The sequence below is a fragment of the Bacillus sp. L75 genome, assembly GCF_003676355.1.
Taxonomy (GTDB): Bacteria; Bacillota; Bacilli; order Bacillales; family Bacillaceae; genus Bacillus; species Bacillus velezensis.
Genome location: NZ_ML064903.1, coordinates 158,577 through 182,459 on the forward strand (window position 1 = coordinate 158,577; position 23,883 = coordinate 182,459).

The following is a 23,883-nucleotide window of genomic DNA, read 5'->3' on the forward strand; positions in this document are numbered from 1 at the left end:
GTGGTGAATGGAATGGAAGCAGTCCAATCAGTGCTTCAGGAATACGGGCTGGCGGCTGAGTATATTGAGCCTGTCAGCCCGCATGTTTGGAAGGTCTACTCAAACTACGGCATTTTTGCTTTGAAACAGCTCAAGCCGGCCCGCAGCAGTGAATTTACGGATCTTATGATTGAGATTGAGGAGAAAGGCTACCGATCATTTGTGCCGATCTGCCGCACGTATGCCGGCGATTTTTTTGCGGGAAGACAGACGGAGAATTCTTATTATTTAATGCCTTGGCTTCAGTACGATCAGGAAGAGGAACGGGATCAAAAACATGTTTACCTTTTTAAAGAGGTCGCGAAGCTCCACTCCGCGACTGTGCGGGACATCCAAATCCGGACTGAAGATATCAGCGGCTTTTATGAAGCAACGAAAAGAGATTGGGAAAATGATAAGCTTGTCTATGAACAATTCGCCGACCGGGCGGAAAAAGAGTGGTATCTTTCACCTTTTGAACTGCAGGCTGTTACGTATCTTACAGAAACGGTTTCTGCCGTCAATTTTGCTCTCGAACGTCTGGAAGAATGGTTTGACGCGGCAAAGGATCATGACAAGACGAGAGCGGTGATCAACCACGGCAGCTTATCGAGCCGCCACTTTCTGTATAATGATGCGGGATCGGGCTTTTTCACGAATTTCGAGAAAGCTGCGCTGGGCCCTCCGCAAAACGACCTGCTCGGCTTTTACTCCAGAATGTTCAGAAGCTATCCGAAAGCATGCCCGGAATGTCTGGACTGGTTTTATACGTATCACAAATCATTCCCGCTCCGTGAAGCGGAAATCAGTCTGTTTCTCAGCTATATGGCTTATCCGTCCGCCATGTACAAAGTGCTGAAACGGTATCAGACCGGCCAAAGGGGCTCTGAAAAAGAAGAGTGCACGCAATTATTAAGAGCGTTTTGGCAGATGAAAAATGTTGAGCCTTTTCTCATGAAGGTTCATCAGATTGAGCGGGAGAAAAAAATAAAAGCGGAAAACGAGTCCTCTTCATAACGGGACTCGTTTTTTTATATCCATTCCAAATGCAGGGCGCACGCTAAAAACAGCAGGATGGCAAGCAGCAGGACATCAAAAGTCGTCGGAAAGAAAATCGTCCTGATCCCCTGAAAGATCGTAATCGGGATAATGACTTGCACGGATACAAGGCGGACCTGTCTGGCCCACTGGGGGAGCGAATAAGAATTGAATTTTTTTCTCACGGGCAATTCCTCCTCACATTCGCCTTTCTATGTATCGTATGTAAGGGAAAGGGCGGGGTGCATGCCCATTTATGTATGACCGCAGCGGTTTTTGGAAAAGATGATTGACGAATCAAAAACACTTTTACTATAATAAAGAACATAATAAATAAAATCATGAGCTGATATAAATACACCTGCTTTGAACGGGAAGAGTACAAGAAAGACGCATGAAGAGAGAGAAGCTACTGTGCTGAAAGGCTTCTTATGCCGTCTCATTGGAAGGTCGCCCGGGAGCATAATTTCTTGAACATACAGTAGAGAAATTCGGGCCGCACCCGTTATCCGTTTAAGTGCATGAACAAATCTGTTCATGAAAAAAGGTGGTACCGCGAAAGAGCTTTTCGTCCTTTATCAGGATGAAGGCTCTTTTTTAGTTGCTCAGCCATTTCTAAACATGCTGGAGGGTTATCATGGATACAAACGAACAAACAATGCCGACAAAATATGATCCGTCTGCGATTGAAAAAGGCCGCTATGATTTTTGGCTGAAAGGAAAATATTTTGAAGCGGGCGGCGATCAAACGAAACAGCCGTATTCTGTCGTCATTCCGCCGCCGAACGTGACGGGCAGGCTGCACCTCGGACATGCGTGGGATACGACGCTGCAAGATATCGTTACGCGTATGAAACGCATGCAGGGCTATGACGTGCTCTGGCTTCCGGGCATGGACCACGCCGGCATCGCCACTCAGGCAAAAGTCGAAGCGAAACTCCGCGAACAGGGCACAAGCCGTTATGATCTCGGCCGTGAAAAGTTTTTAGAAGAAACGTGGAAGTGGAAGGAAGAGTATGCTGATTTCATCCGCAGCCAATGGGCCAAGATGGGACTCGGACTCGATTATTCACGCGAACGTTTTACTCTTGATGAAGGGCTGAACAAAGCCGTGCGGGAAGTATTCGTCAAGCTGTACAAAAAAGGCTTGATTTACAGAGGCGAATATATCATCAACTGGGACCCTGCCACAAAAACGGCTTTATCCGATATTGAAGTAATTTACAAAGACGTACAGGGCGCGTTTTATCATTTGCGCTATCCGTTAGCAGACGGTTCAGGCTTAATTGAAATCGCGACCACCCGTCCGGAAACGATGCTTGGCGACACGGCTGTCGCGGTTCATCCTGAAGATGAGCGCTACAAGCACTTAATCGGCAAAACGGTGATTCTGCCGATTACAAACCGCGAAATTCCGATCGTCGGCGATGATTATGTTGATATGGAATTCGGATCAGGGGCCGTTAAAATCACGCCTGCCCATGACCCGAATGACTTTGAACTCGGAAACCGCCACAATTTAGAGCGGATTCTCGTCATGAATGAAGACGGAACAATGAATGAAAAAGCGCTGCAATATAACGGCATGGACCGGTTTGAATGCCGCAAAAAACTCGTCAAAGATCTTCAGGAATCCGGTGTTCTCTTTAAAATCGAAGACCATATGCATTCTGTCGGACATAGTGAGAGAAGCGGCGCCGTTGTTGAGCCGTACCTGTCCACGCAATGGTTTGTCAAAATGCAGCCGCTGGCCGATGCTGCGGTTGACCTTCAGTCAAAAGAAGAGAAAGTTCACTTCGTTCCTGACCGTTTCGAGAAAACGTACCTGCACTGGATGGAAAATATCCGTGATTGGTGTATTTCCCGTCAGCTGTGGTGGGGCCACCGCATCCCGGCTTGGTATCATAAAGAAACAAAAGAAGTGTACGTCGGCCTTGAGGCGCCTGAGGACAGCGAAAATTGGGAACAGGATTCAGACGTGCTTGATACATGGTTCAGCTCCGCGCTTTGGCCGTTTTCTACAATGGGCTGGCCTGATGAAAACGCTGAAGACTTTAAGCGGTATTACTCAACCGATGTTCTTGTGACGGGATATGACATCATTTTCTTCTGGGTATCCCGGATGATTTTCCAAGGTCTTGAGTTTACCGGTGAGCGTCCGTTCAAAGACGTGCTGATTCACGGCTTAATCCGTGACGAGCAGGGCAGAAAAATGAGTAAATCCCTTGGGAACGGCGTGGACCCGATGGATGTCATCGACAAGTACGGAGCGGATTCACTGCGCTATTTCCTGGCAACCGGAAGTTCACCGGGACAGGATCTCCGTTTCAGCTATGAAAAAGTGGAATCCACATGGAACTTCGCAAATAAAATTTGGAACGCCTCCCGTTTTGCATTAATGAACATGGACGGCATGACGTATGACGAGCTTGATCTGTCCGGTGAAAAATCAGTTGCTGATAAGTGGATCCTCACAAGACTGAATGAAACGATAGAAGACGTAACCCAGCTTGCGGATCGTTATGAATTCGGCGAAGTCGGACGCCACCTGTACAACTTTATCTGGGACGATGTGTGCGACTGGTATATCGAAATGGCAAAGCTTCCGCTGTACGGGGAAGATGAAGCGGCGAAGAAAACAACCCGTTCTGTTCTGGCATATGTGCTTGACCAGACGATGCGTCTTCTTCACCCGTTTATGCCATTCTTAACGGAAGAAATCTGGCAGCACCTTCCTCATGAAGGCGAGTCAATCACGATCAGCTCTTGGCCGGTTCCGGTGCCGGAACATACGGATAAAGAGGCAGCGGCGGATATGAAACTGCTCGTTGAATTAATCCGTTCTGTCCGCAATATCCGGAGCGAAGTCAACACGCCGATGAGCAAGCAGGTTGAGCTTTACATTAAAACAGCTACCGAAGACATTGCCGGCCGCCTTGAGAAGAACCGTTCTTACGTTGAACGCTTTACGAATCCGAGCACGCTGAAAATCGGGACGGATATCACTGCGGCAGACAAAGCGATGACAGCGGTCGTCACCGGAGCGGAAGTCATTCTGCCGCTTGAAGGGCTGATTAACATTGATGAGGAGATCGCCCGTCTGCAAAAAGAATTCGACAAGCTGACAAAAGAGGTCGAACGCGTTCAGAAAAAACTCGGCAACGAAGGATTCATTAAAAAAGCTCCTGAGCATGTCATTGAAGAAGAACGCGGAAAAGAGAAAGACTACACGGCAAAACGCGAAGCTGTCCGGCAGCGGATTGCAGAGCTGAAAGGCTGATAAAACAGCGGGGCGGTTTCCTAAGAAACCGCCTTGTCGTATAAAAGAGGGGATTTCATTGTTTAATACGTACAAAGAAGCGATCAGCTGGATTCACGGCAGACTCAAGTTCGGCGTTAAGCCGGGCCTTCTCCGTATGGAAAAGCTGATGGAAAAACTGGAACACCCGGAAAAGAACATTCGCGCCATTCATGTGGCGGGCACAAACGGCAAAGGATCGACCGTCGCTTTTATCCGTTCCGTGCTTCAAGAAGCCGGTTATACGGTCGGCACGTTCACATCGCCTTACATTATTACGTTTAATGAGCGTATCAGCGTCAACGGCACGCCGATTTCTGATGAGGAATGGAGAACGCTCGTTAATGACATAAAACCGATAGTCGATGAGCTTGATAAGACCGATGCCGGAACGGTGACAGAATTTGAAATCATTACAGCGTGTGCATTTTTATATTTTGCGAAGCGGGCTGATATCGATTTTGTCATTTTTGAAGCGGGGCTCGGCGGCACATTTGATTCAACCAATATTGTGAATCCGCTCCTGTCGGTCATTACAAGTATCGGACATGACCATATGGCGATTTTAGGAAATACCATCGAGGAGATCGCCGGGCAGAAAGCCGGTATCATTAAAAATTCCATTCCGGTCATTACGGGCGTCAATCAGCCGGAAGCACTCGGCGTCATTGAAGCGGAAGCCGAAAAAAAGCAGGCTCCGTATCAGTCACTATATAAAACGTGCAGACTGTTTAATGAAGCGGCGCTTCCGTCCGGTGAAAGCTTTTCGCTGGAAACGGAAACGAAATGCTATGAAAACATTCAAACGTCGCTGATCGGCATTCACCAAAGACAGAATGCGGCATTGGCGATATTGGCCGCTGAATGGCTGAATCGCATGGAAGCCGCAGCCATTACTGAAGAAGCGATACGAAACGGCCTGAAAAAAGCATCGTGGCCGGGCCGGTTTGAACGTCTTCAAAGCCGCCCTTTAGTGTTTGCGGACGGCGCGCATAACGAAGAGGGCGTTGAAACGCTGACAGAAACGATCCGGCAGCGCTTTGCCGGTAAAAACGTCCATGTGGTATTCAGCGCATTAAAAGACAAACCGTATCAGGAAATGATTAAAAAGCTTGAAACCGAAGCGGATTCCATTCACTTTGTATCATTTGACTTTCCGCGTGCTTCAAGCGCCGAAGCCCTTTATAACGCAAGCAGTCTAGCGGATAAGAGCTTCGATGAGAACCCGGACAGTGTGAAAGAATGGATAGAACAAAAAGACGGGGCGGATGATGTCATCATCATTACCGGCTCCTTATATTTTATTTCAGAAATGAGAAAGCGGCTTATCTGACAGCCCCTCGGATGCCCGGCGGACCATTTTACGGTTTTGCCGGGTGTTTTTATGCTGAAAATATATTTTCAGCCATTTCAGTCATGGTGTTTTTCTTTGCTATAATCTGAGCCAGATTGATAAGTAAAGGTGTGGTCTGAGTGCTTTTAATTCTGTTTTTTCTCGGCTTGATTTTCGGTTCTTTTTTTTATACAGCAGCGTGCCGTATCCCGCTTCGAATTTCGGTTATTTCGCCGCGTTCAGCCTGTTCGTTTTGCCGCTTGCCGCTCTCTTGGGGGGAGCTTGTGCCCGTCGTTTCCTATATTCTGCAAAGAGGCAGATGCAGAAACTGCCGTGCAAAGCTGTCGGTTATGTATCCGGCGGCGGAATGCTGGACGGCGTGTTTATTCACGGCTGCAGGCATTCATTTCGGTTTCTCAAAAGAACTGTTAGTCGCGCTGTTATTTCTGTCTCTGCTCATGATTGTTACCGTGACGGATCTGCAATATATGCTGATTCCTGACAAGGTTCTGCTGTTTTTTCTTCCGCTTTTTATCGCCGGCCGTATGTTTTCTCCGCTGGATTCATGGTATGCAGGGTTTGCCGGAGCCGTTTGCGGATTTTTTCTGCTTGTTTTTATCATGTTTGTCAGTAAAGGAGGCATCGGCGCAGGTGATGTGAAACTGTTTGGGGTGATCGGCCTGACGCTCGGCGTGAAGCTCGTGCTCATTGCATTCTTTCTTTCCGTTATGATCGGAGCCGTATACGGTATGTGCGCCGCAGCCCGGGGCAGGCTTGGTAAAAAGCAGCCATTTCCGTTTGCGCCGGCCATCTCAGCCGGGAGCGCTTTGAGTTATTTATACGGTGAAGAGCTGTTTTCGTTTTACATCAAGCTCGCTTCAGGCGGGGCTTGAAAAATTTGGCGAACGTTTTTTGGACAAGACGACAAAAGTCTTGTTCTTTTTTTTTCGCCTATGCTAAAGTGTGAACCATGATCAGTTCAAAGTACGGCCAAGACGAATGCAAGGGGGAAGAGACGTTGAAAAAAAGGAAGAGCAAAAAGCACAGCAACGCAAAAAACAATGCCCTTAAAGTAACCATTAACGGACAAGAAGAAACGATGTATGGACAAGAAGATGTGAAAGAAGGCGGGGAGAAAACCGTCACATTTTCAAATTGGGAAGAAACAAAAAAGGCGGAGCAGGAGACCGCTGCATCCCATGAAGATCCGAAAGAAGAAGATTTCAATTGGGATCATGAGAAGAATTCTGAGGTATTTGAAGATGACCCGAAAGTCGTTCCGCCATACCAGAAGAAAAAAAACGGCCCTCATTTTCCGAAAAAAAAGCAGCCGTCTTCTCCAGTTAAAAAAGCGGTCACGACAATTGCTGTTGCGGCTGTTTTAGGCACCGGGCTCGGCCTTGTCGCCTTAAATATGTCGGGAAGTAAAGAAGCCTCCGCTCCAGCATCAGCTGACAAAGGTTCACAAGGGCAGACGGCGAAAGCGGGAGATGTTTCTAAAGACAAATCTGAAACAGCCGGCACAGGAGATGCGGAATCTTCAGAGGGAAACTATAAAACATATGCGGTGCAGGCCGGAAAATTTTCATCAGAAAAAGGAGCGCAAACCCTTGTTGACCAGCTGACTGAAAAAGGATACTCGGCCGTCTCTCTGGCTAAAGAAGACGGATACACATACGTGATCGCCGGGCTTGCAGCGGAAAAAAGCCTATCACAGCAATTGGGTCAGACACTGATAGACCATGATTTTGAGGCTTGGGGCGGAAAAGAGCTCAGCTTTGCGGTCGATTCAGGACTGGAAGACTCTTTTAAACAAGCATCTGAGCTCTCCGCCAAAGCGATTACCGGCAAAGATCTTTCAAAAACGGAAGTGGCTGAAGCGGCAAAAGCGGCAGACGGTGCAGACGCCGCTGACAAAAAGCAGAAAGAGGCCGTGCTTCAAGCGCTGAAAGAACTGGAAACGCCGGGTTCGGAATCCGGCTGGAAAGCCCAAAAAGAGCTTTTAAGTGTTGTAAAATAGTATCTCATTTCCCGTCATCCGGCGGGATTTTTTATTTTGTCATCAAAAAGTTATTTTTCTGAAATTGTGGTTGCCCGTTTGATTTGGTAGGATAGACAAGTATCTTTTTTTCTTAAGCAAACCCTGAAAGGATGACAATCATGACAAAACGCTTAATACTCGCATCACAATCTCCGCGAAGAAAAGAACTCCTTACTCTTCTTCAGATTCCTTACAGCATTATTGCAAGCCGCACAGAAGAAAAATTAAATCGAAACCTTTCGCCGGAAGAAAACGTCCAATGTTTGGCCGAGCAAAAAGCCGGTGCTGTATTGGCCGAAAATCCCGATGCAGTCGTTATCGGGGCTGACACGATGGTGTGCATAGACGGCGAATGCCTCGGCAAACCGCATGACAGAGAAGAAGCGGCACACATGCTGCGGAGGCTTTCCGGCCGAAGCCATCAAGTCATTACGGCGGTCAGCATTCAGACGCATGACCGGAAAGAAACGTTCTGTGACACGACGGAAGTGACGTTTTGGCCGCTCAGTGAAGACGACATACAGCTCTACATTGAAACAAAAGAACCGATGGATAAAGCAGGTGCATACGGCATCCAAGGAAAAGGCGCGCTTTTAGTGAAAAAAATAGACGGTGATTTTTATTCTGTCGTCGGGCTTCCTGTCGCTAAAACAATGAGAGCCTTGAAAGAATTTAATATAAAAGCTTGATGTTCAAACCGGGAAGGGGAACAAGGAGGGGTTGATCATCCGTGATCTGCCGTTAAAATTAAGAGATTTCCCCGAAAAAGAAAAACCGAGAGAGCGGCTTCTGCACTTCGGAGCCGAACATCTCTCTAACAATGAATTGCTCGCCATCCTGCTGCGGACGGGAACGAAACATGAGTCCGTCATGAACCTCGCTCACCGGCTGCTGCGGACGTTTGACGGGCTGCGACTGTTAAAAGGCGCCTCTGCCCAGGAGCTTTCCAGCATTCCGGGAATCGGCACGGTGAAAGCCGTTCAGATTCTTGCCGCAATTGAGCTGGGGAGCCGCATTCATAAGACATCCGCCGGGGAGCATTGCGTCATCCGCTCTCCGGAAGACGGGGCGAAGTATGTGATGGAGGATATGCGCTTTTTATCCCAGGAGCATTTTGTCTGTTTATATTTAAATACCAAAAATCAAGTCATTCATAAACGCACCGTTTTTATCGGAAGTCTGAATTCATCTATTGTCCACCCGCGGGAGGTGTTTAAAGAAGCTTTCAAACGATCCGCCGCGTCCTTCATTTGCGTTCACAATCATCCTTCAGGAGATCCTACACCGAGCAGGGAAGATATAGAGGTAACCCGGCGGCTTTTTGAGTGCGGAAATTTAATCGGCATCGAGCTGCTGGATCATTTGGTCATTGGTGACAAAAAATTTGTGAGTTTAAAGGAAAAAGGATATTTGTAACACTTTTTTTTTCGTTGATTTAAGATATAATAGATTTTATGAGTTTTTCCCTTTAGGGTATTTTTGCTTTAAGAAAGGAAGATACATACATATGTTCGGAATTGGTACAAGAGACCTTGGTATAGATTTGGGAACCGCGAATACGCTTGTGTTTGTTAAAGGAAAAGGAATCGTAGTGAGAGAGCCGTCTGTCGTTGCTCTGCAAACGGATACGAAGTCCATCGTTGCGGTCGGTAACGATGCGAAAAACATGATCGGAAGAACTCCGGGCAACGTGGTTGCGCTCCGTCCGATGAAAGACGGCGTTATCGCTGACTATGAAACAACTGCGACAATGATGAAATACTACATTAATCAGGCTGTGAAAAATAAAGGATTGTTTGCGAGAAAGCCTTACGTTATGGTGTGTGTGCCGTCAGGTATTACGGCCGTTGAAGAACGGGCGGTCATCGACGCGACAAGACAAGCGGGCGCACGTGACGCTTATCCGATTGAAGAACCGTTTGCAGCAGCAATCGGCGCGAATCTTCCGGTATGGGAGCCGACGGGCAGCATGGTCGTTGATATCGGCGGCGGAACAACTGAAGTGGCGATCATTTCTTTAGGCGGCATTGTCACGTCTCAGTCAATCCGCGTAGCCGGTGACGAAATGGACGACTCAATCATCAGCTATATCAGAAAAACATATAATCTGATGATCGGTGACCGTACGGCGGAAGCCATTAAAATGGAAATCGGTTCAGCAGAAACCGGTGAAGAAAATGCGTCAATGGAAATCCGCGGCCGCGATCTTCTGACAGGTCTGCCGAAAACGATCGAAATTACGGGAACGGAAATTGCAAATGCACTGCGTGATACAGTTCTCTCAATCGTTGACGCGGTGAAGAGCACGCTTGAAAAAACACCGCCTGAGCTGGCCGCTGATATTATGGACAGAGGTATTGTATTAACAGGGGGAGGCGCCCTGCTCCGCAATCTCGACAAAGTCATCAGCGACGAAACGAAAATGCCTGTTCTTATCGCTGAAGATCCGCTGGATTGTGTTGCGATCGGCACTGGAAAAGCACTGGAGCACATCCATCTTTTCAAAGGAAAAACAAGATAATCAGGAGTTAAATAGAAGAGGTGTATCACGATGCCGAACAAACGGTTAATGCTATTACTTCTGTGTATTATCATATTGGTGGCTATGATTGGATTCTCGCTGAAGAACGGCCGTAATACCACCTGGCCTGAAAAGCTGATCGGTGATACGACGGGAGTATTTCAAAACATTTTTCACACGCCTGCCGAATATTTTGCAGGGTTCTTCGGGGACATAAAAGACCTGAAAAACACGTACAAAGAAAACGAACGCTTAAGACAAAAGCTGGACGGACAGACACAATATGAAGCGAAGCTCCAAGAACTCAAAGATGAAAACAAGAAGCTGCGTGATGAACTCGGGCATGTCAAATCAATTTCCGACTATGATCCGATTTTAGCGACCGTTATCGCCAGAAACCCTGATCAATGGTACAAGCAGATCATGATCAATAAGGGAACGAAGCAGAAAGTGGCCAAAGACATGGCTGTCACGAACGAAAAGGGTGCGCTGGTCGGGAAGATCAAAAGCAGCGGACTCAACAGTTTCACATCCGCCGTTCAGCTGCTGAGCGATGTTGACCGCAATAACAGAGTGGCCACCAAAATCTCCGGCAAAAAGGGAAGCAAAGGCTACGGTTTAATTGAAGGGTATGATAAAAAGAAACAGACTCTGAAAATGACCATCCTTGAGCCGGATGAAAAACGTGAAGTGAAAAAAGGCGACCTCGTGGAGACATCCGGAACGGGCGGCGTATTTCCTCAAGGGCTGACGGTCGGGGAAGTGACCGATGTAGAATCAGATGCTTACGGCCTGACGAAAATCGCTTACGTGAAACCGGCTGCCGACTTGTACGATCTTGACCATGTCATCGTCGTGAACCGAAGCGTAGCAACAGGGGAGGAAGGATCGTGAAACGTTTCCTTCTCCCTTTGATTATGATTTTGGTCTTTTGTGCGGAAAGCATCTATACCGATCTGGTGCGTTTTCCTTTCGTTTCCGTCGAGCAGCAGGTCGTTCCGCATTTTCTTTTGCTTGCGCTGATTTTTATGTCCGCTTATATCAACCAAAAGCATGCGGTGATCTACGGTTTGATTTTCGGATTTCTTTATGACATCAATTATACGGGTGTTTTAGGCGTTTATATGTTTGGTTTTGCCGGTTTATGCTATCTGGCGGCCAAAGCGTTTAAAGTGCTGCAGACAAACGCCCTGATGGTCATTCTGGTCGCGGTGCTGAGCGTATGTGTGCTTGAATTTTACGTCTACGGCATTCAGACGTTAATCCGCAGCGGCACAATGACATTTAACGATTTTGTCATTCAGAGGTTCTTGCCGACCGCTTTGCTGAATATTGCGGGAGCCGTTATATTAGTCCTGCCCTTCAGGCTGTTTTATATAAGTCTGAAGAAAGAATTAAGAGATGAGTAAAAAGGATTTTATCTTTTTTTGACGAAAAGAGTATGTTGTTGAGGTGAACATTGATGAAGACCAAAAAGCAGCAATATGTAACAATAAAAGGAACAAAAAACGGCTTAACATTGCATCTGGATGATGCGTGTTCTTTTGATGAGCTTCTCGATGGTCTTCAAAACATGCTGTCGATTGAACAATATACTGATGGCAAAGGCCAAAAAATCAGTGTTCATATTAAACTCGGGCATCGGTATCTGTATCAGGAACAGGCAGAGCAGCTGACTGATCTGATCGCGTCAAAGAAAGATTTAGTCGTGCATTCAATTGACAGTGAAGTCATCGCCAAAGAAGAAGCGCAGCGGATGAAAGAGGAGCAGGAAATTGTTTCTGTTTCCAAAATCGTCCGTTCGGGCCAGGTGCTTCACGTGACGGGAGATTTGCTTTTAATCGGAGATGTGAATCCCGGCGGTACGATCAGAGCCGGAGGAAATATATTTGTTCTCGGTTCATTAAAAGGGATTGCCCACGCGGGTTATAACGGAAATAACCGGGCTGTGATCGCCGCATCAGAAATGATGCCGACACAATTGAGGATCAATCACGTGTTAAATCGCTCCCCAGACCACATTCAAAAAGGGAACGACATGGAATGTGCTTATTTAGATACTGACGGAAATATGGTCATTGAACGCCTTCAGCAATTGGCTCATTTAAGACCTGATCTAACAAGGCTTGAGGGAGGAATGTGAAATTGGGTGAGGCTATCGTAATAACTTCGGGAAAAGGCGGAGTAGGTAAAACAACAACATCTGCAAACCTCGGTACCGCCTTAGCCATTTTAGGGAAGCGCGTCTGTTTGGTGGACACAGATATCGGACTGCGCAACCTTGATGTCGTAATGGGTCTTGAAAACAGAATTATTTACGACTTAGTAGATGTAATTGAAGGCAGATGCAAGACGCATCAGGCGCTTGTCAAAGACAAACGTTTTGATGATCTGCTTCATTTAATGCCGGCTGCCCAGACAAGCGACAAGACGGCTGTTGTCCCTGAGCAGATCAAATCGCTTGTGCAGGAGCTTAAGCAGGAATTTGATTATGTCATTATTGATTGTCCGGCCGGAATTGAACAAGGCTATAAAAATGCCGTCTCCGGAGCTGATAAGGCGATTGTTGTGACGACGCCGGAAATATCAGCGGTGCGGGACGCTGACCGCATTATCGGACTTTTGGAGCAGGAAGATATCGAACCGCCGCGCCTTATCGTGAACCGCATCAGAAATCATCTGGTGAAAAACGGTGACACGATGGATGTGGATGAAGTTGTTCATCATCTGTCTATTGATCTCCTCGGAATCGTTGCTGACGATGATGAAGTGATCAGGGCTTCAAATATCGGCGAACCGATTGCCATGAATTCCAAAAACCGCGCCAGCATTGCGTACCGCAATATCGCCCGGCGCATTTTAGGAGAATCCGTTCCTTTGCAGGTGCTTGAAGAGCAGCAAAAAGGGATGATGGCGAAAATCAAGTCATTTTTCGGCGTGCGTTCATAATATATACCAGAATACAAAGATCTGATGAAGCCCAGCTTATCAGGTCTTTTTTGTTTTTCAAGAGCGCATATTTGCAATGGACAAGACATAGGATGTACAAACCCAACGATTGCAAAGGATGATGGCGATGAGTCACAGAGCTGATGAAATTAGAAAAAGACTGGCCAAAAGAAGAAAACAGCGGCCTGAATCAAAACGGACTTTCGTTCAAAACGCCCAAACGCAGAATTTTCCCGCGTGGCAGACGGTCAAGGAGCAGGAAAAGCACAAGCTTCTACCGGACTACGAATATCAAACGGAACACCCGCCCGAATTTAACGGACGGCATCCATTGATCAGTGCTCATTCTATTATTTTAAAATGCCTGCTGGCCGCCTGTCTCGTACTGATCTCCGCTATTGCCTATAAAACTGACAAACAGCCGCTGAGTCAGATCAAACCGGCGATCGCACAAACCTTTCAAAAAGAATTTCAGTTTGCTGCCGTAAGCAATTGGTTCGTATCTTCCTTCGGAAACCCACTCGCTTTTCTTACGCCGGGAACGAAAAAGAAGGACGGTCAGGTGGCGGTCAGTCAGGATATGGCCGTTCCTGCCGCGGGGAAAATCCAGCAGGACTTTCAAAATAACGGAGAAGGCGTCGTCGTCGAAACCGCCAGCGAAGCCATTGACAGCGTAAAAGAAGGCTACATTATGGAAGTGAGCAAAGATAAAAAAACAGGACTGACGGTGAAGGTGCAGCACGCCGACAATACCAGCAGCATTTACGGCCGGCTAAAAGATGTTAATGTTTCATTGTACGACTTTGTCGATAAAGGGAAAAAGATCGGTTCGATCAAGCTCAACGATAAAAGTAAAGGCCAGTACTATTTCGCGATCCAGGATGGCGATAAATTCATAGATCCGATCCAGGTGATCACATTTGATGAATAAATGGCTCATCCTCCTTTTTAAAATTCATGTCCATCCTTTTCTTTGGATTATCATGGGGCTTGGTCTTATGACGGGGCACATCAAAGCGCTGCTGTGTCTTTTGCTGGTCGTATCCGTTCATGAGCTGGGGCATGCTGCTCTGGCTGTGTTTTTTTCGTGGCGCATTAAACGCATCTTTCTGCTCCCTTTCGGCGGGACGGTTGAGGTGGAGGAGCACGGAAACCGGCCGCTTAAAGAGGAATTCGCGGTCATTCTGGCGGGCCCGCTTCAGCATGTGTGGCTTCAGGCGGCAGCCTGGCTCTTTTTCATGTCAGGCTTTGCAAGTGAGCAGACATTTGAGATGTTTACCTTTTATAATCTCTCCATTCTTTTCATCAATCTTTTGCCGATCTGGCCGCTTGACGGCGGAAAGTTCGTGTTTTTATACTTCTCTAAACAAATGGCTTTTCAAAAAGCGCATCTCCTCAGCCTGCAGACATCGGCTGTTTCCGCGCTTTTGCTCTGCTGCTGGATTGTGCTGGCCGTCCCCCTTCAGATCAGCGCATGGGTGCTGTTCGTCTTTCTCGCCGCTTCTTTATGGGATGAATACCGGAAGCGGCATTATATTCAGCTGAGGTTTCTTTTGGAGAGATACTACGGCAAAAACCGCGATGTCGCCATGCTGCATCCTTTGACGGTCGCGGCCGATGCCAAAGTAAAGCATGTCATGGCCGAATTCAAACGGGGATGCAAGCACCCCATTATCGTTGAAAAAGCCGGCGAAAAGCTCAGCCAGCTCGATGAAAATGAAGTGCTTCATGCGTATTTTGCCGATAAACGGACAGATTCCTCTATGGAAGACCTGCTGCTGCCTTACTAGAAATAGATTGACATATCCTTTTGGTTCTGATATATTTTTTAATGTTATGGATGTAGCACCAATGCTACAACCGCTCGGGACAGGTGATAAGAGCTTTAAAGCCCCCTGTTGCTGGCGAGTCTTAGTCTAATAGGAGGTGCAGAGAATGTACGCAATCATTAAAACAGGCGGAAAACAAATCAAAGTTGAAGAAGGTCAAACTGTTTACATCGAAAAACTTGCTGCTGAAGCAGGTGAAACAGTGACGTTTGAAGACGTATTGTTTGTTGGCGGAGACAGCGTGAAAGTCGGCAACCCAACAGTTGCAGGCGCGACAGTTACAGCTAAAGTTGAAAAACAAGGCCGTGCGAAAAAAATCACTGTTTTCCGTTACAAGCCAAAGAAAAATGTTCATAAAAAACAAGGTCATCGTCAGCCTTATACTAAATTGACAATCGAAAAAATCAACGCGTAAGCATGATTGAGGCAACAATTCGAAGATCCCGGAATGACGGGGGCATATTGTCCTTTGAAATGACGGGACATGCCGATTTTGCTGAACATGGACGAGATCTCGTATGCGCCGGGGTCACGGCTGTCGTTTTCGGAGCGGTCAATGCGGTTATCGCGCTGGCTCCTCTCGAACCGATTCTTGATATAGGCGAGGACGGGGGTTATTTCTACTTTGAATTCCCTGAAGCCGCTGATCAGGAAGCTTTGCAAAAAGCGCAGCTGCTGATTGAAGGCATGATTGTTTCTCTTGAAACGATCGAGCGGGATTACAGTGAACACTTACGGTTGACTGCAAACCAAATATAGGAGGTGAGTTACATGCTTAGATTAGATCTTCAGTTTTTCGCTTCTAAAAAAGGTGTAGGTTCTACAAAGAACGGACGTGACTCTGAATCTAAACGTTTAGGCGCTAAACGTGCAGACGGTCAATTCGTAACAGGCGGATCTATCCTTTACCGTCAACGCGGAACGAAAATCTACCCAGGTGAAAACGTGGGCCGCGGAGGAGATGACACTCTTTTTGCTAAAATCGACGGAACTGTTAAATTCGAACGTTTCGGCCGTGACCGCAAAAAAGTGAGCGTATATCCTGTAGCTCAATAATGACACAAAAAACTCCGGTCGTTGACTGGAGTTTTTTTTGCAGTAAGCGGAGTAACATCAAGAATGAAAAGCAGAGGATGCGTGAGTGAACCCCGCCTTGAATGAGGACATCAGCTTCCCATACCCACTGGATATGTTCCCCAAGCAGTGATACCAAAAATGTTTCTGCCTGGCATCCGCATTGTATGCGATCCGAAAAAGGAACATGATGAACCAGGAAAAACAAGTGTTTTTTTAACAAAGCCTTCTCTGTTATAATTCATAGTACACACTTATCAAGACTCCTAAAAAGAAATTAAACGATTGGGAGTGCGAAAATGAAGGATGTATCGAAGAAACAAGAAGAACCTGTAAGCGATGCGGCTCTGATCAATGAGCTGATCCAATTAATGGGCCATTTCCGTCATGATTGGATGAATAAGCTGCAGCTGATAAAAGGAAACTTAAGTTTGCAGAAGTATGACAGGGTCGTTGAAATTATTGACGAAATGGTCATAGATGCAAAGCACGAATCAAAGCTCTCAAACCTGAAAACCCCGCACTTGGCGTTTGACTTTCTTACATTTAATTGGAAGTCCCGTTATATGAGGCTCGAATACGAAGTGCTCGGAGAAATTAAAGATTTATCGGCATATGATCAAAAGCTGTCGAACCTGATGAGAAAACTGTTTCATCTGTTCGGTCTGGCGGTAAACAATGAAAGTGAAAATCATCTGACCGTATCGCTGCAGACGGATCACCCTGACAGACAGCTTATTGTATATCTCGATTTTCATGGAACGATTGCAAATGCAGATGTGTTTGATGAATTTCGCAAATCCCGGCATGAGGACTTTGATGTCATGCAATTTGAGCTGACCGGCCATGAATGTGTGGCCGAAATTGGAATGAACTAGCGGTTTTTTACGGTTTAGAACGGAGGATATTATGTTTGTAGATCAGGTGAAAGTATATGTAAAAGGCGGCGACGGCGGTAACGGAATGGTTGCGTTCCGCCGTGAAAAATATGTGCCGAAAGGCGGGCCTGCCGGCGGTGACGGAGGTAATGGAGGCGACGTCGTTTTTGAGGTTGATGAAGGACTGCGCACGCTCATGGACTTCCGGTACCAGCGGCATTTCAAAGCGATACGCGGCGAGCACGGCATGTCTAAAAACCAGCACGGCAGAAATGCGGACGATATGGTTGTTAAAGTTCCGCCCGGCACAGTCGTAACGGATGACGATACAAAACAGGTCATTGCCGATCTGACAGAGCACGGGCAGCGCGCCGTCATCGCAAAAGGCGGACGCGGCGGACGCGGAAATACCCGCTTTGCAACACCGGCCAACCCGGCACCGCAGCTGTCAGAGCACGGAGAGCCCGGAAAAGAGCGCTATATCGTGCTTGAACTGAAAGTGCTTGCAGACGTAGGTCTCGTCGGCTTCCCGAGCGTCGGAAAATCTACGCTTCTGTCTGTCGTTTCATCGGCAAAGCCGAAAATCGCCGATTATCATTTTACAACGCTTGTTCCGAATCTGGGCATGGTGGAAACGGATGACGGAAGAAGCTTCGTCATGGCGGATCTGCCCGGCCTGATTGAAGGAGCGCACGAAGGAGTCGGCTTAGGCCACCAATTTCTCCGCCATATCGAACGGACGCGCGTCATCGTTCACGTCATTGACATGTCAGCGATGGAAGGCCGTGATCCGTATGAGGATTATGTCACCATTAATCAGGAGCTCAGTGAATATAATCTGCGGCTGACGGAGCGTCCGCAAATTATCGTTGCGAATAAAATGGACATGCCCGAAGCGGCTGAAAATCTTAAAGCGTTTAAAGAAAAGCTTCAGGATGATCACCCTGTCTTTCCGATCAGCGCTGTGACGAGAGAAGGGCTCCGCGATCTTCTGTTTGAAGTCGCCAACCAGCTGGAAACAACGCCTGAATTCCCGCTGTATGATGAAGAAGAACTGGCGGAAAACCGCGTAATGTACACGATGGAAGATGAAGAAATTCCATTTAACATTACCCGTGATCCGGACGGCGCGTTTGTGCTTTCAGGTGACAGTCTGGAACGCCTCTTTAAAATGACTGACTTCTCCCGTGACGAATCCGTCAAGCGTTTTGCAAGACAGATGCGCGGTATGGGCGTTGATGAAGCGCTCAGAGAACGCGGTGCTAAAGACGGCGATATCATCCGGCTTCTGGAATTTGAATTTGAATTTATTGATTAAAAAAACGGAGAGCTTGCGTTGCAGGCTCTCTGATGTAAAAGGGAGGGGTGCAGGTGAAAGAAGAGACATTTTATTTAGTGCGTGAAGACGTTCTGCCTGATGCGATGCGGAAAACCCTTGAAGTCAAAAAGCTGCTCGACAGAAAAAAGGCTGAATCGGTTGCAGATGCCGTGCAGAAAGTTGATTTAAGCAGAAGCGCTTTTTACAAATACCGAGATGCGGTTTTTCCTTTTTACACGATGGTTAAAGAACAAATAATCACACTTTTCTTTCATTTGGAGGATCGGTCAGGCGCGTTATCCCAGCTTTTGCAGGCGGTGGCTGACTCAGGAAGCAACGTGCTTTCCATTCACCAGACGATTCCGCTTCAGGGCAGGGCGAATGTCACGCTCTCAATCAGTACGTCCGCAATGGAAGAAAACATTCATACGTTAATGAATAAACTGAGAAAATTTGATTTTATAGAAAAAGTTGAGATCTTAGGGTCAGGCGCGTAAGGAGAGAAGAGACATGAAAGTCGGTTATTTAGGGCCAGAAGCCACATTTACACATCTAGCAGTCAGTTCCTGCTTTCAAAACAGCGTGACACAAGCACCTTATCAAACAATACCGGCATGCATGGATGCGGCGGTTGCGGGAGAAGTTGATCTTGCATTTGTTCCTTTGGAAAACGCGCTGGAAGGCTCGGTTAACTTAACGATTGACTATTTGATTCATGAGCAGCCTCTTGCGATCGTGGGGGAAATGACGCTGCCGATTCACCAGCATCTGCTCGTTCACCCTTCGAGAGAAAATGAGTGGAAAAAACTTGAGAAAATTTATTCTCATTCCCATGCGATTGCGCAATGCCACAAATTTCTTCACCGGCATTTTTCGTCCGTTCCTTATGAGTATGCGAAGTCAACAGGTGCGGCTGCCAAGTATGTCAGTGAGCATTCGGACCTTCCGATCGGCGTGATTGCAAATGAAATGGCCGCCGCTACATACGGATTGAGCATCGTGAAGCGGGATATTCAGGATTATCAGGACAACCACACGAGATTTGTCATTCTTTCGCCTGAAAAAGACGTCTCATTCGAAGTGAATGCGAAACTGTCTTCACGGCCGAAAACGACGATGATGGTAACGCTTCCCCAAGATGACCAATCAGGTGCGCTGCACAGGGTGCTGTCCGCTTTTTCATGGAGAAACCTGAATTTATCAAAGATCGAATCGCGGCCGACAAAAACGGGTCTCGGCAACTATTTCTTTATTATTGATATTGAACAGGCGATGGATCAGGTTCTCATTCCCGGTGCCGTTCAAGAGATGGAAGCCCTCGGCTGCCGGGTCAAGCTTCTGGGAACATATCAATCCTATTCGATATAAAAAAAGCCCTTCAGGGGGCTTTTTTTTAATCTTTTATTAAAATACCCGCGTCGTCCAGCGCTTGGCAGGCTTGGTCAATCCGCTCTTTTGTCGGGGCGCTTAACGTATGGAGGTGCACGCCTCCGGTCAGCTGTGAAAGGTAAGCGGCATTTGTCGAGTTAATGTGATCCATGAATTGTTTGACTTCTTTCCGTGTACTGACTCTTATGGCGGCGGTTAAATCGCCGTATACGGGGTGTTCAATTATGACGTCCTTTATGGTGACGCCTTCATCGACAATAAGTGCAAGCTCTTCTTCCGTCCGCTCCGGGCCGTGCAGACAGGCGACAATCCGTTCGGCATTTTTTTCGCCGCCGGCATTCATGCTGATGTATAAGTAGCCTTGGCTCGTCGCGATAATCGGCTCGTTTTTTGCTTTCAAAAGCGATATGTCCTGCACGATCACCTGTCTTGAGACATTTGCTTTTTTGGCCAATTCGCCTCCTGTTAATGGCGAGCCGGCTTCTTTCAGCCAATGAAGCAGCATGTCGCGTCTTTTCTCCCCAGTAAGCTTCGTTCCTTCTGTCAAATTGCTGATTCTCCTTTCTTTTGCTCCCATAGCGCCGTAAATGTATGTATCAGCATATCGAGCTGTTCACATGTTGTTTCGTTTCCGAATGAGATCCGGAAAAACTGCCGCGCTTCCCGTTCGGTTTTTCTCAGCGCCTTCATAGCTGAAGAAGGGCCGTGGCTGCCGGCGGAACATGCGCTCCCGGTTGAGATGCAAATATCGTTACGATTACATTCTAACATAATATATTGTCCTTCAAAGGAGTGAAAAAAACACCCGACAATGTGGGGCAGGCATTCACCGCCGGTTTCTTCCTCTGAAAATGAAATGGGGAGGCCTTGACGCCGAATTTGGTCATACAAATAATTCCTCAGCCTGTCAGCATGCTCACGGTGTTCCTCCATATGTTTCACTGCATACTCCGCAGCAGCGGTAAAAGCGCCGATGGCCGGCACATTCACCGTACCGGGCCTGAACCCGTTTTCATGCACGGTATGCGGATAAACCGGGTTCCAGCTGACACCGGGCCGAATGTAAACAGCCCCGGTGCCTTTCGGGCCGTATACTTTATGACCGGAGATGGAAAGGGCGTCGATTCCCGCCTGATCCGCATCAATCGGCAGTTTGCCGAAACTTTGAACACAATCGCAATGCAGCAAAATGTTTCTCTGGTGAAGAAAAGCGGCCAGACGATTCACAGGCTGGATGAGGCCGGTTTCTGAATTGGCGTGCTGTATGGAAACGAGCCCCGTGTCAGGACGGACATGAGCCGCCAGTATGTCCTCGGTTATAAGGCCGTTTTCGTCGGGATATATGATGGTGACATCAATTCCACGGTCAGCTAAAAACGCCGCGGCATTATGGATCGAATGGTGTTCCATTGCGGTCGTAATAAAATGTTTTTTGTGATCGGGCAGGCCGTGCAGCAATGATTGGACGGCCAGGATGTTCGCTTCCGTTCCGCCGCTTGTAAAGTAAATGCCGTCTGCCGCTCCGCCGATCAATTTGCCTGCAGAATGTCTGCAATATTCCAGCACGTCCGCCGCTCTTCCTCCGGCGTCATGAAGGCTGCTTGCATTGCCGTATACCTCTGTGCTGAGATGCTGAAAGACTTTCGCGGCTTCTTTGCTTAAAGGCGCTCCCGCCGCGTAATCAAGATAAATCATACAGCCCGTCTCCTATCCGTTTATGTTAAAAAAAGCTTGAGTTTATTTTATCGTTGTGTAAATATAGGTGTCAAGACAGGTGTAAACATAACAGGAGGGTGATGTATGTCTGAAAAAACAATTATCGTCATTGGTTCGGGGACGGCGGCCCTTGCCTGTGCTTCCTCATTTCCTCCGTCATACCAAGTGACCGTCATCACAAAGAGAAACGTAACGAACAGCAATTCGCATTATGCTCAAGGCGGGATTGCTGTTTCATATGCAAAAGATGACTCTATAGAATCCCATGTGAACGATACACTGTATGCGGGATGCGGACACAATGACGTGACAGCCGTGCGGCATTTGCTGAAAAGCGGACAAAGCATGATAAACAGGCTGATAGAAGGCCATTTCCCTTTTGATACGAAGTCGGACGGAACGTTTTGTCTCGGCAGGGAAGGCGCTCATTCCAAAAGGAGAATTCTGCACGCCGGGGGAGATGCGACCGGACGGATGTTGGTTGAGTTTCTGGTTCAGCAGCTGAGGGACGGCATACGGATCATTGAACACGAGACGGTTGTTGATCTGCTGATTGAACACGGACGATGCGCAGGCGTTGCCGCAAAGGATGCTTCAGGCGCTGTTTCTTACAGAAGAGCGGATTGTGTAGTGCTTGCATCAGGCGGCTGCGGCAGTCTGTACCAATATCACACAAATGATTCCGCCATAACGGGAGACGGCATCACTCTTGCCTTCCGCGCGGGAGCTGAGATCACGGATATGGAGTTCACCCAGTTCCACCCGACCCTCCTTGTGAAAAACGAGACTGTGTACGGCCTGATTTCTGAAGCAGTGAGGGGAGAAGGCGGATATTTAGCGGATCGCTTCGGGCGCAGGATCATGGCTGGCAGACACGCGCTTGAAGATTTGGCGCCCCGGGATGTGGTTTCACGGGCGATTTATGAAGAAATGATGAAAGAAAATCCTGTTTTTATAAATTGCAGCCGAATAGCCGATTTTAAGAAACGTTTTCCGACCATAACAGAAATTTGTCAAACAGCCGGTGTTGATCTTGAAAGCGGGATTCCCGTAGCACCCGGAATGCATTTTTTAATGGGCGGAGTAAAAGCCGATACATGGGGGAAAACGTCCGTGCCTGATTTGTACGCCATAGGCGAGACCGCCTGCACAGGATTGCACGGGGCGAACCGCCTTGCGAGCAACTCACTGCTGGAAGCGCTGGCAAGCGGGAAACGATGTGCTGAACATATCACTCAAACACCGTTAAACGGAAGATATAAAAAAACCCCGAAGAAATCTGACGTCATCTTAGAAGTGCCGGACACAACGCTTCATGTGCTCCAAGCCAAAATGACAACCGGAGCGGGCATTGTCAGGGAAAAAGAAAACCTGCAGGCGCTGGCATCCTGGCTTAACAACGTATCTGTGCGTCATATAAATGTGAAGGATATCACAATGGAACAAGCCGAGCTATCCTGCTTATGGAAGACTGCGCAACTTGTTGTGACCTCAGCCCTTATTCGGGAAGAAAGCAGGGGCGCTCATTTTCGCGCTGATTTTCCCGGGACGGAGAAAGAGTGGCACGGAAAACAAATCATTCATTCAACATCTGGAACAGCTATCAGAAAAAACGAAAGGATTGGGGAACTATGGACATTCTGCAGCTAAAACAAATGCTGACTCATTTTTTTCAGGAAGATATCGGAACGGGTGATGCGACGTCACAAGCGATTTTTTCTGATCAGCAATGTAAAGCGCGAATCATCGCAAAAACAGACGGCGTGTTTGCCGGAGAAGCCGTTATCCGTGAAGGATGGAAGCTTTTACACGATGATATCCGCATCCGCTCCCTGAAAAAAGACGGAGAACGGATGAAAAAAGGAGACGTGCTCGCTGAAATAGAAGGCCAGGCGGCGGCTCTTCTTACGGGGGAGCGGGTCATTCTGAATCTCATACAAAGAATGTCAGGCATTGCGACAATGACGGATGAGGCCAAAAGGCGTCTTGATGATCCGTCCATTAAGCTTTGTGATACGAGAAAAACGACACCCGGGCTCAGAATGCTGGAAAAATACGCCGTTCGGGTCGGAGGCGGCTTTAATCATCGCTTCGGCTTATATGACGGCATCATGATTAAAGATAATCATATTGCTGCCTGCGGATCGATAAAGGCGGCCGTGGAGCGGGCAAGAAAAACGGCGGGGCAGATGCTTGCGGTGGAAGTCGAAATTGAATCCGAACAGCAGCTGCTCGAGGCAATAGAAGCGGGTGCAGACGTTATTATGTTTGACAACTGTCCGCCTGAGTCCGTCCGGCGTTTTGCAGGCATGACACCGGGACATATCAAAACGGAAGCATCCGGAGGCATAACGCTCGGCACATTGCCCGCTTATAAAGGAACGGGCGTCCAATATATTTCACTCGGATTTCTGACTCATTCAGTAAAAAGCGCCGACATCAGCATGGATGTTGAGGCTGCGGAACAGGGGAATTTTTAAG

At 47.6% G+C, this 23,883-nt stretch carries 26 protein-coding genes and 2 other annotated features; of the genes, 23 read left to right on the forward strand and 3 right to left on the reverse strand.

Going from position 1 to position 23,883, the window contains the following annotated elements; genetic code table 11:
* The first annotated feature begins 12 nt into the window (after positions 1-12).
* Positions 13-1,035: a spore coat protein YsxE gene (gene ysxE, locus D5S11_RS06940; RefSeq protein ID WP_012118110.1), complete on the forward strand. Its 1,023-nt coding sequence runs from the start codon at positions 13-15 to the stop codon at positions 1,033-1,035.
* Positions 1,036-1,049: 14 nt separating this feature from the next.
* On the opposite strand, the gene D5S11_RS06945 is transcribed toward ysxE, so the two are convergent.
* Positions 1,050-1,241: a hypothetical protein gene (locus D5S11_RS06945; protein WP_003152639.1), complete on the reverse strand. Its 192-nt coding sequence runs from the start codon at positions 1,239-1,241 to the stop codon at positions 1,050-1,052.
* 172 nt (positions 1,242-1,413) lie between these two features.
* Positions 1,414-1,635: a binding site (T-box leader), on the forward strand.
* Between the two features lie 58 nt (positions 1,636-1,693).
* Here D5S11_RS06945 and D5S11_RS06950 point away from each other — a divergent pair.
* The 20 genes from D5S11_RS06950 to pheA all read left to right on the forward strand — a co-directional run bounded on the left by D5S11_RS06950 (position 1,694) and on the right by pheA (position 19,665).
* A complete protein-coding gene (locus tag D5S11_RS06950) occupies positions 1,694-4,336 on the forward strand; it encodes a valine--tRNA ligase (protein ID WP_047935994.1) in 2,643 nt (880 codons plus the stop codon).
* Positions 4,337-4,394: 58 nt separating this feature from the next.
* Positions 4,395-5,687, forward strand: a complete 1,293-nt coding sequence (locus tag D5S11_RS06955; protein ID WP_047935993.1) for a bifunctional folylpolyglutamate synthase/dihydrofolate synthase — start codon at positions 4,395-4,397, stop codon at positions 5,685-5,687.
* A 140-nt stretch (positions 5,688-5,827) separates the two neighbouring features.
* Positions 5,828-6,580 carry a prepilin peptidase gene (locus tag D5S11_RS06960; protein WP_007408162.1) on the forward strand — a complete coding sequence of 251 codons (753 nt, stop codon included), beginning with the start codon at positions 5,828-5,830 and terminating at the stop codon, positions 6,578-6,580.
* Between the two features lie 125 nt (positions 6,581-6,705).
* The gene (locus tag D5S11_RS06965) at positions 6,706-7,707 is read left to right on the forward strand and encodes an SPOR domain-containing protein (RefSeq protein WP_039254352.1); all 1,002 of its coding nucleotides are present in this window, start codon (positions 6,706-6,708) and stop codon (positions 7,705-7,707) included.
* Positions 7,708-7,847: 140 nt separating this feature from the next.
* Positions 7,848-8,417: a Maf family protein gene (locus tag D5S11_RS06970; protein WP_007408164.1), complete on the forward strand. Its 570-nt coding sequence runs from the start codon at positions 7,848-7,850 to the stop codon at positions 8,415-8,417.
* Between the two features lie 31 nt (positions 8,418-8,448).
* Positions 8,449-9,144 (forward strand): RadC family protein, encoded by a 696-nt coding sequence (gene radC, locus D5S11_RS06975; RefSeq protein WP_007408165.1) that lies wholly within the window; start codon positions 8,449-8,451, stop codon positions 9,142-9,144.
* 91 nt (positions 9,145-9,235) lie between these two features.
* Positions 9,236-10,249, forward strand: a complete 1,014-nt coding sequence (gene mreB / locus D5S11_RS06980; protein ID WP_003152647.1) for a cell shape-determining protein MreB — start codon at positions 9,236-9,238, stop codon at positions 10,247-10,249.
* Between the two features lie 30 nt (positions 10,250-10,279).
* Positions 10,280-11,143, forward strand: coding sequence for a rod shape-determining protein MreC (gene mreC / locus D5S11_RS06985; RefSeq protein WP_007408166.1), 864 nt, complete (start codon positions 10,280-10,282; stop codon positions 11,141-11,143).
* Positions 11,140-11,658, forward strand: coding sequence for a rod shape-determining protein MreD (gene mreD, locus D5S11_RS06990; RefSeq protein WP_007408167.1), 519 nt, complete (start codon positions 11,140-11,142; stop codon positions 11,656-11,658). The genes mreC and mreD overlap by 4 nt, the downstream gene beginning before the upstream one ends.
* A gap of 53 nt (positions 11,659-11,711) precedes the next feature.
* The gene (minC, locus tag D5S11_RS06995) at positions 11,712-12,392 is read left to right on the forward strand and encodes a septum site-determining protein MinC (protein WP_003152653.1); all 681 of its coding nucleotides are present in this window, start codon (positions 11,712-11,714) and stop codon (positions 12,390-12,392) included.
* Between the two features lie 2 nt (positions 12,393-12,394).
* Positions 12,395-13,198 (forward strand): septum site-determining protein MinD, encoded by an 804-nt coding sequence (gene minD / locus D5S11_RS07000; RefSeq protein WP_003152655.1) that lies wholly within the window; start codon positions 12,395-12,397, stop codon positions 13,196-13,198.
* A gap of 127 nt (positions 13,199-13,325) precedes the next feature.
* Positions 13,326-14,129 carry a M23 family metallopeptidase gene (locus D5S11_RS07005; RefSeq protein WP_007408168.1) on the forward strand — a complete coding sequence of 268 codons (804 nt, stop codon included), beginning with the start codon at positions 13,326-13,328 and terminating at the stop codon, positions 14,127-14,129.
* Positions 14,122-14,988, forward strand: a complete 867-nt coding sequence (locus tag D5S11_RS07010) for a M50 family metallopeptidase (RefSeq protein WP_020956150.1) — start codon at positions 14,122-14,124, stop codon at positions 14,986-14,988. Before D5S11_RS07005 ends, D5S11_RS07010 begins: the two co-directional genes overlap by 8 nt.
* A gap of 58 nt (positions 14,989-15,046) precedes the next feature.
* Positions 15,047-15,120, forward strand: a sequence feature (ribosomal protein L21 leader region).
* 13 nt (positions 15,121-15,133) lie between these two features.
* Positions 15,134-15,442, forward strand: a complete 309-nt coding sequence (rplU, locus tag D5S11_RS07015) for a 50S ribosomal protein L21 (RefSeq protein ID WP_003152660.1) — start codon at positions 15,134-15,136, stop codon at positions 15,440-15,442.
* Positions 15,443-15,444: 2 nt separating this feature from the next.
* Positions 15,445-15,786, forward strand: a complete 342-nt coding sequence (locus tag D5S11_RS07020) for a ribosomal-processing cysteine protease Prp (protein ID WP_012118103.1) — start codon at positions 15,445-15,447, stop codon at positions 15,784-15,786.
* A gap of 12 nt (positions 15,787-15,798) precedes the next feature.
* Positions 15,799-16,083, forward strand: coding sequence for a 50S ribosomal protein L27 (rpmA, locus tag D5S11_RS07025; RefSeq protein WP_003152662.1), 285 nt, complete (start codon positions 15,799-15,801; stop codon positions 16,081-16,083).
* Between the two features lie 317 nt (positions 16,084-16,400).
* On the forward strand, positions 16,401-16,979 hold the full coding sequence (locus tag D5S11_RS07030; protein ID WP_007408171.1) for a sporulation initiation phosphotransferase B: 579 nt from the start codon (positions 16,401-16,403) through the stop codon (positions 16,977-16,979).
* Positions 16,980-17,010: 31 nt separating this feature from the next.
* Positions 17,011-18,297, forward strand: a complete 1,287-nt coding sequence (gene obgE / locus D5S11_RS07035; RefSeq protein WP_007408172.1) for a GTPase ObgE — start codon at positions 17,011-17,013, stop codon at positions 18,295-18,297.
* Positions 18,298-18,350: 53 nt separating this feature from the next.
* Complete coding sequence (gene thrR, locus D5S11_RS07040; RefSeq protein ID WP_007408173.1) at positions 18,351-18,794, forward strand: transcriptional regulator ThrR; 444 nt, start codon at positions 18,351-18,353, stop codon at positions 18,792-18,794.
* 13 nt (positions 18,795-18,807) lie between these two features.
* Complete coding sequence (gene pheA / locus D5S11_RS07045; protein ID WP_003152668.1) at positions 18,808-19,665, forward strand: prephenate dehydratase; 858 nt, start codon at positions 18,808-18,810, stop codon at positions 19,663-19,665.
* Positions 19,666-19,690: 25 nt separating this feature from the next.
* Here the strand turns inward: pheA and D5S11_RS07050 are convergent, their stop codons facing one another.
* Together D5S11_RS07050 and D5S11_RS07055 are read right to left on the reverse strand one after the other, a co-directional pair.
* Entirely contained in the window at positions 19,691-20,233 is a 543-nt protein-coding gene (locus D5S11_RS07050) for a transcription repressor NadR (protein WP_012118101.1), read from the reverse strand.
* Positions 20,230-21,381: an IscS subfamily cysteine desulfurase gene (locus D5S11_RS07055; RefSeq protein WP_047935991.1), complete on the reverse strand. Its 1,152-nt coding sequence runs from the start codon at positions 21,379-21,381 to the stop codon at positions 20,230-20,232. The genes D5S11_RS07050 and D5S11_RS07055 overlap by 4 nt, the downstream gene beginning before the upstream one ends.
* 105 nt (positions 21,382-21,486) lie before the next feature.
* Between D5S11_RS07055 and nadB the strand changes: the two genes are divergently transcribed.
* Together nadB and nadC are read left to right on the forward strand one after the other, a co-directional pair.
* On the forward strand, positions 21,487-23,052 hold the full coding sequence (gene nadB, locus D5S11_RS07060; protein ID WP_047935990.1) for an L-aspartate oxidase: 1,566 nt from the start codon (positions 21,487-21,489) through the stop codon (positions 23,050-23,052).
* Positions 23,034-23,882 (forward strand): carboxylating nicotinate-nucleotide diphosphorylase, encoded by an 849-nt coding sequence (gene nadC, locus D5S11_RS07065; RefSeq protein WP_047935989.1) that lies wholly within the window; start codon positions 23,034-23,036, stop codon positions 23,880-23,882. Before nadB ends, nadC begins: the two co-directional genes overlap by 19 nt.
* Position 23,883 lies beyond the last annotated feature (1 nt).

Bases quoted from the DNA above. Each gene is read 5' to 3' on its own strand.
- nadB (WP_047935990.1), top strand. From the start codon at position 21,487: ATGTCTGAAAAAACAATTATCGTCATTGGTTCGGGGACGGCGGCCCTT.
- nadC (WP_047935989.1), top strand. From the start codon at position 23,034: ATGGACATTCTGCAGCTAAAACAAATGCTGACTCATTTTTTTCAGGAA.
- D5S11_RS07010 (WP_020956150.1), top strand. From the start codon at position 14,122: ATGAATAAATGGCTCATCCTCCTTTTTAAAATTCATGTCCATCCTTTT.
- rplU (WP_003152660.1), top strand. From the start codon at position 15,134: ATGTACGCAATCATTAAAACAGGCGGAAAACAAATCAAAGTTGAAGAA.
- minC (WP_003152653.1), top strand. From the start codon at position 11,712: ATGAAGACCAAAAAGCAGCAATATGTAACAATAAAAGGAACAAAAAAC.
- ysxE (WP_012118110.1), top strand. From the start codon at position 13: ATGGAAGCAGTCCAATCAGTGCTTCAGGAATACGGGCTGGCGGCTGAG.
- pheA (WP_003152668.1), top strand. From the start codon at position 18,808: ATGAAAGTCGGTTATTTAGGGCCAGAAGCCACATTTACACATCTAGCA.
- D5S11_RS07055 (WP_047935991.1), bottom strand. From the start codon at position 21,381: ATGATTTATCTTGATTACGCGGCGGGAGCGCCTTTAAGCAAAGAAGCC.
- rpmA (WP_003152662.1), top strand. From the start codon at position 15,799: ATGCTTAGATTAGATCTTCAGTTTTTCGCTTCTAAAAAAGGTGTAGGT.
- mreC (WP_007408166.1), top strand. From the start codon at position 10,280: ATGCCGAACAAACGGTTAATGCTATTACTTCTGTGTATTATCATATTG.
- D5S11_RS06970 (WP_007408164.1), top strand. From the start codon at position 7,848: ATGACAAAACGCTTAATACTCGCATCACAATCTCCGCGAAGAAAAGAA.
- obgE (WP_007408172.1), top strand. From the start codon at position 17,011: ATGTTTGTAGATCAGGTGAAAGTATATGTAAAAGGCGGCGACGGCGGT.
- D5S11_RS06950 (WP_047935994.1), top strand. From the start codon at position 1,694: ATGGATACAAACGAACAAACAATGCCGACAAAATATGATCCGTCTGCG.
- D5S11_RS07005 (WP_007408168.1), top strand. From the start codon at position 13,326: ATGAGTCACAGAGCTGATGAAATTAGAAAAAGACTGGCCAAAAGAAGA.
- D5S11_RS07030 (WP_007408171.1), top strand. From the start codon at position 16,401: ATGAAGGATGTATCGAAGAAACAAGAAGAACCTGTAAGCGATGCGGCT.
- mreB (WP_003152647.1), top strand. From the start codon at position 9,236: ATGTTCGGAATTGGTACAAGAGACCTTGGTATAGATTTGGGAACCGCG.
- D5S11_RS07020 (WP_012118103.1), top strand. From the start codon at position 15,445: ATGATTGAGGCAACAATTCGAAGATCCCGGAATGACGGGGGCATATTG.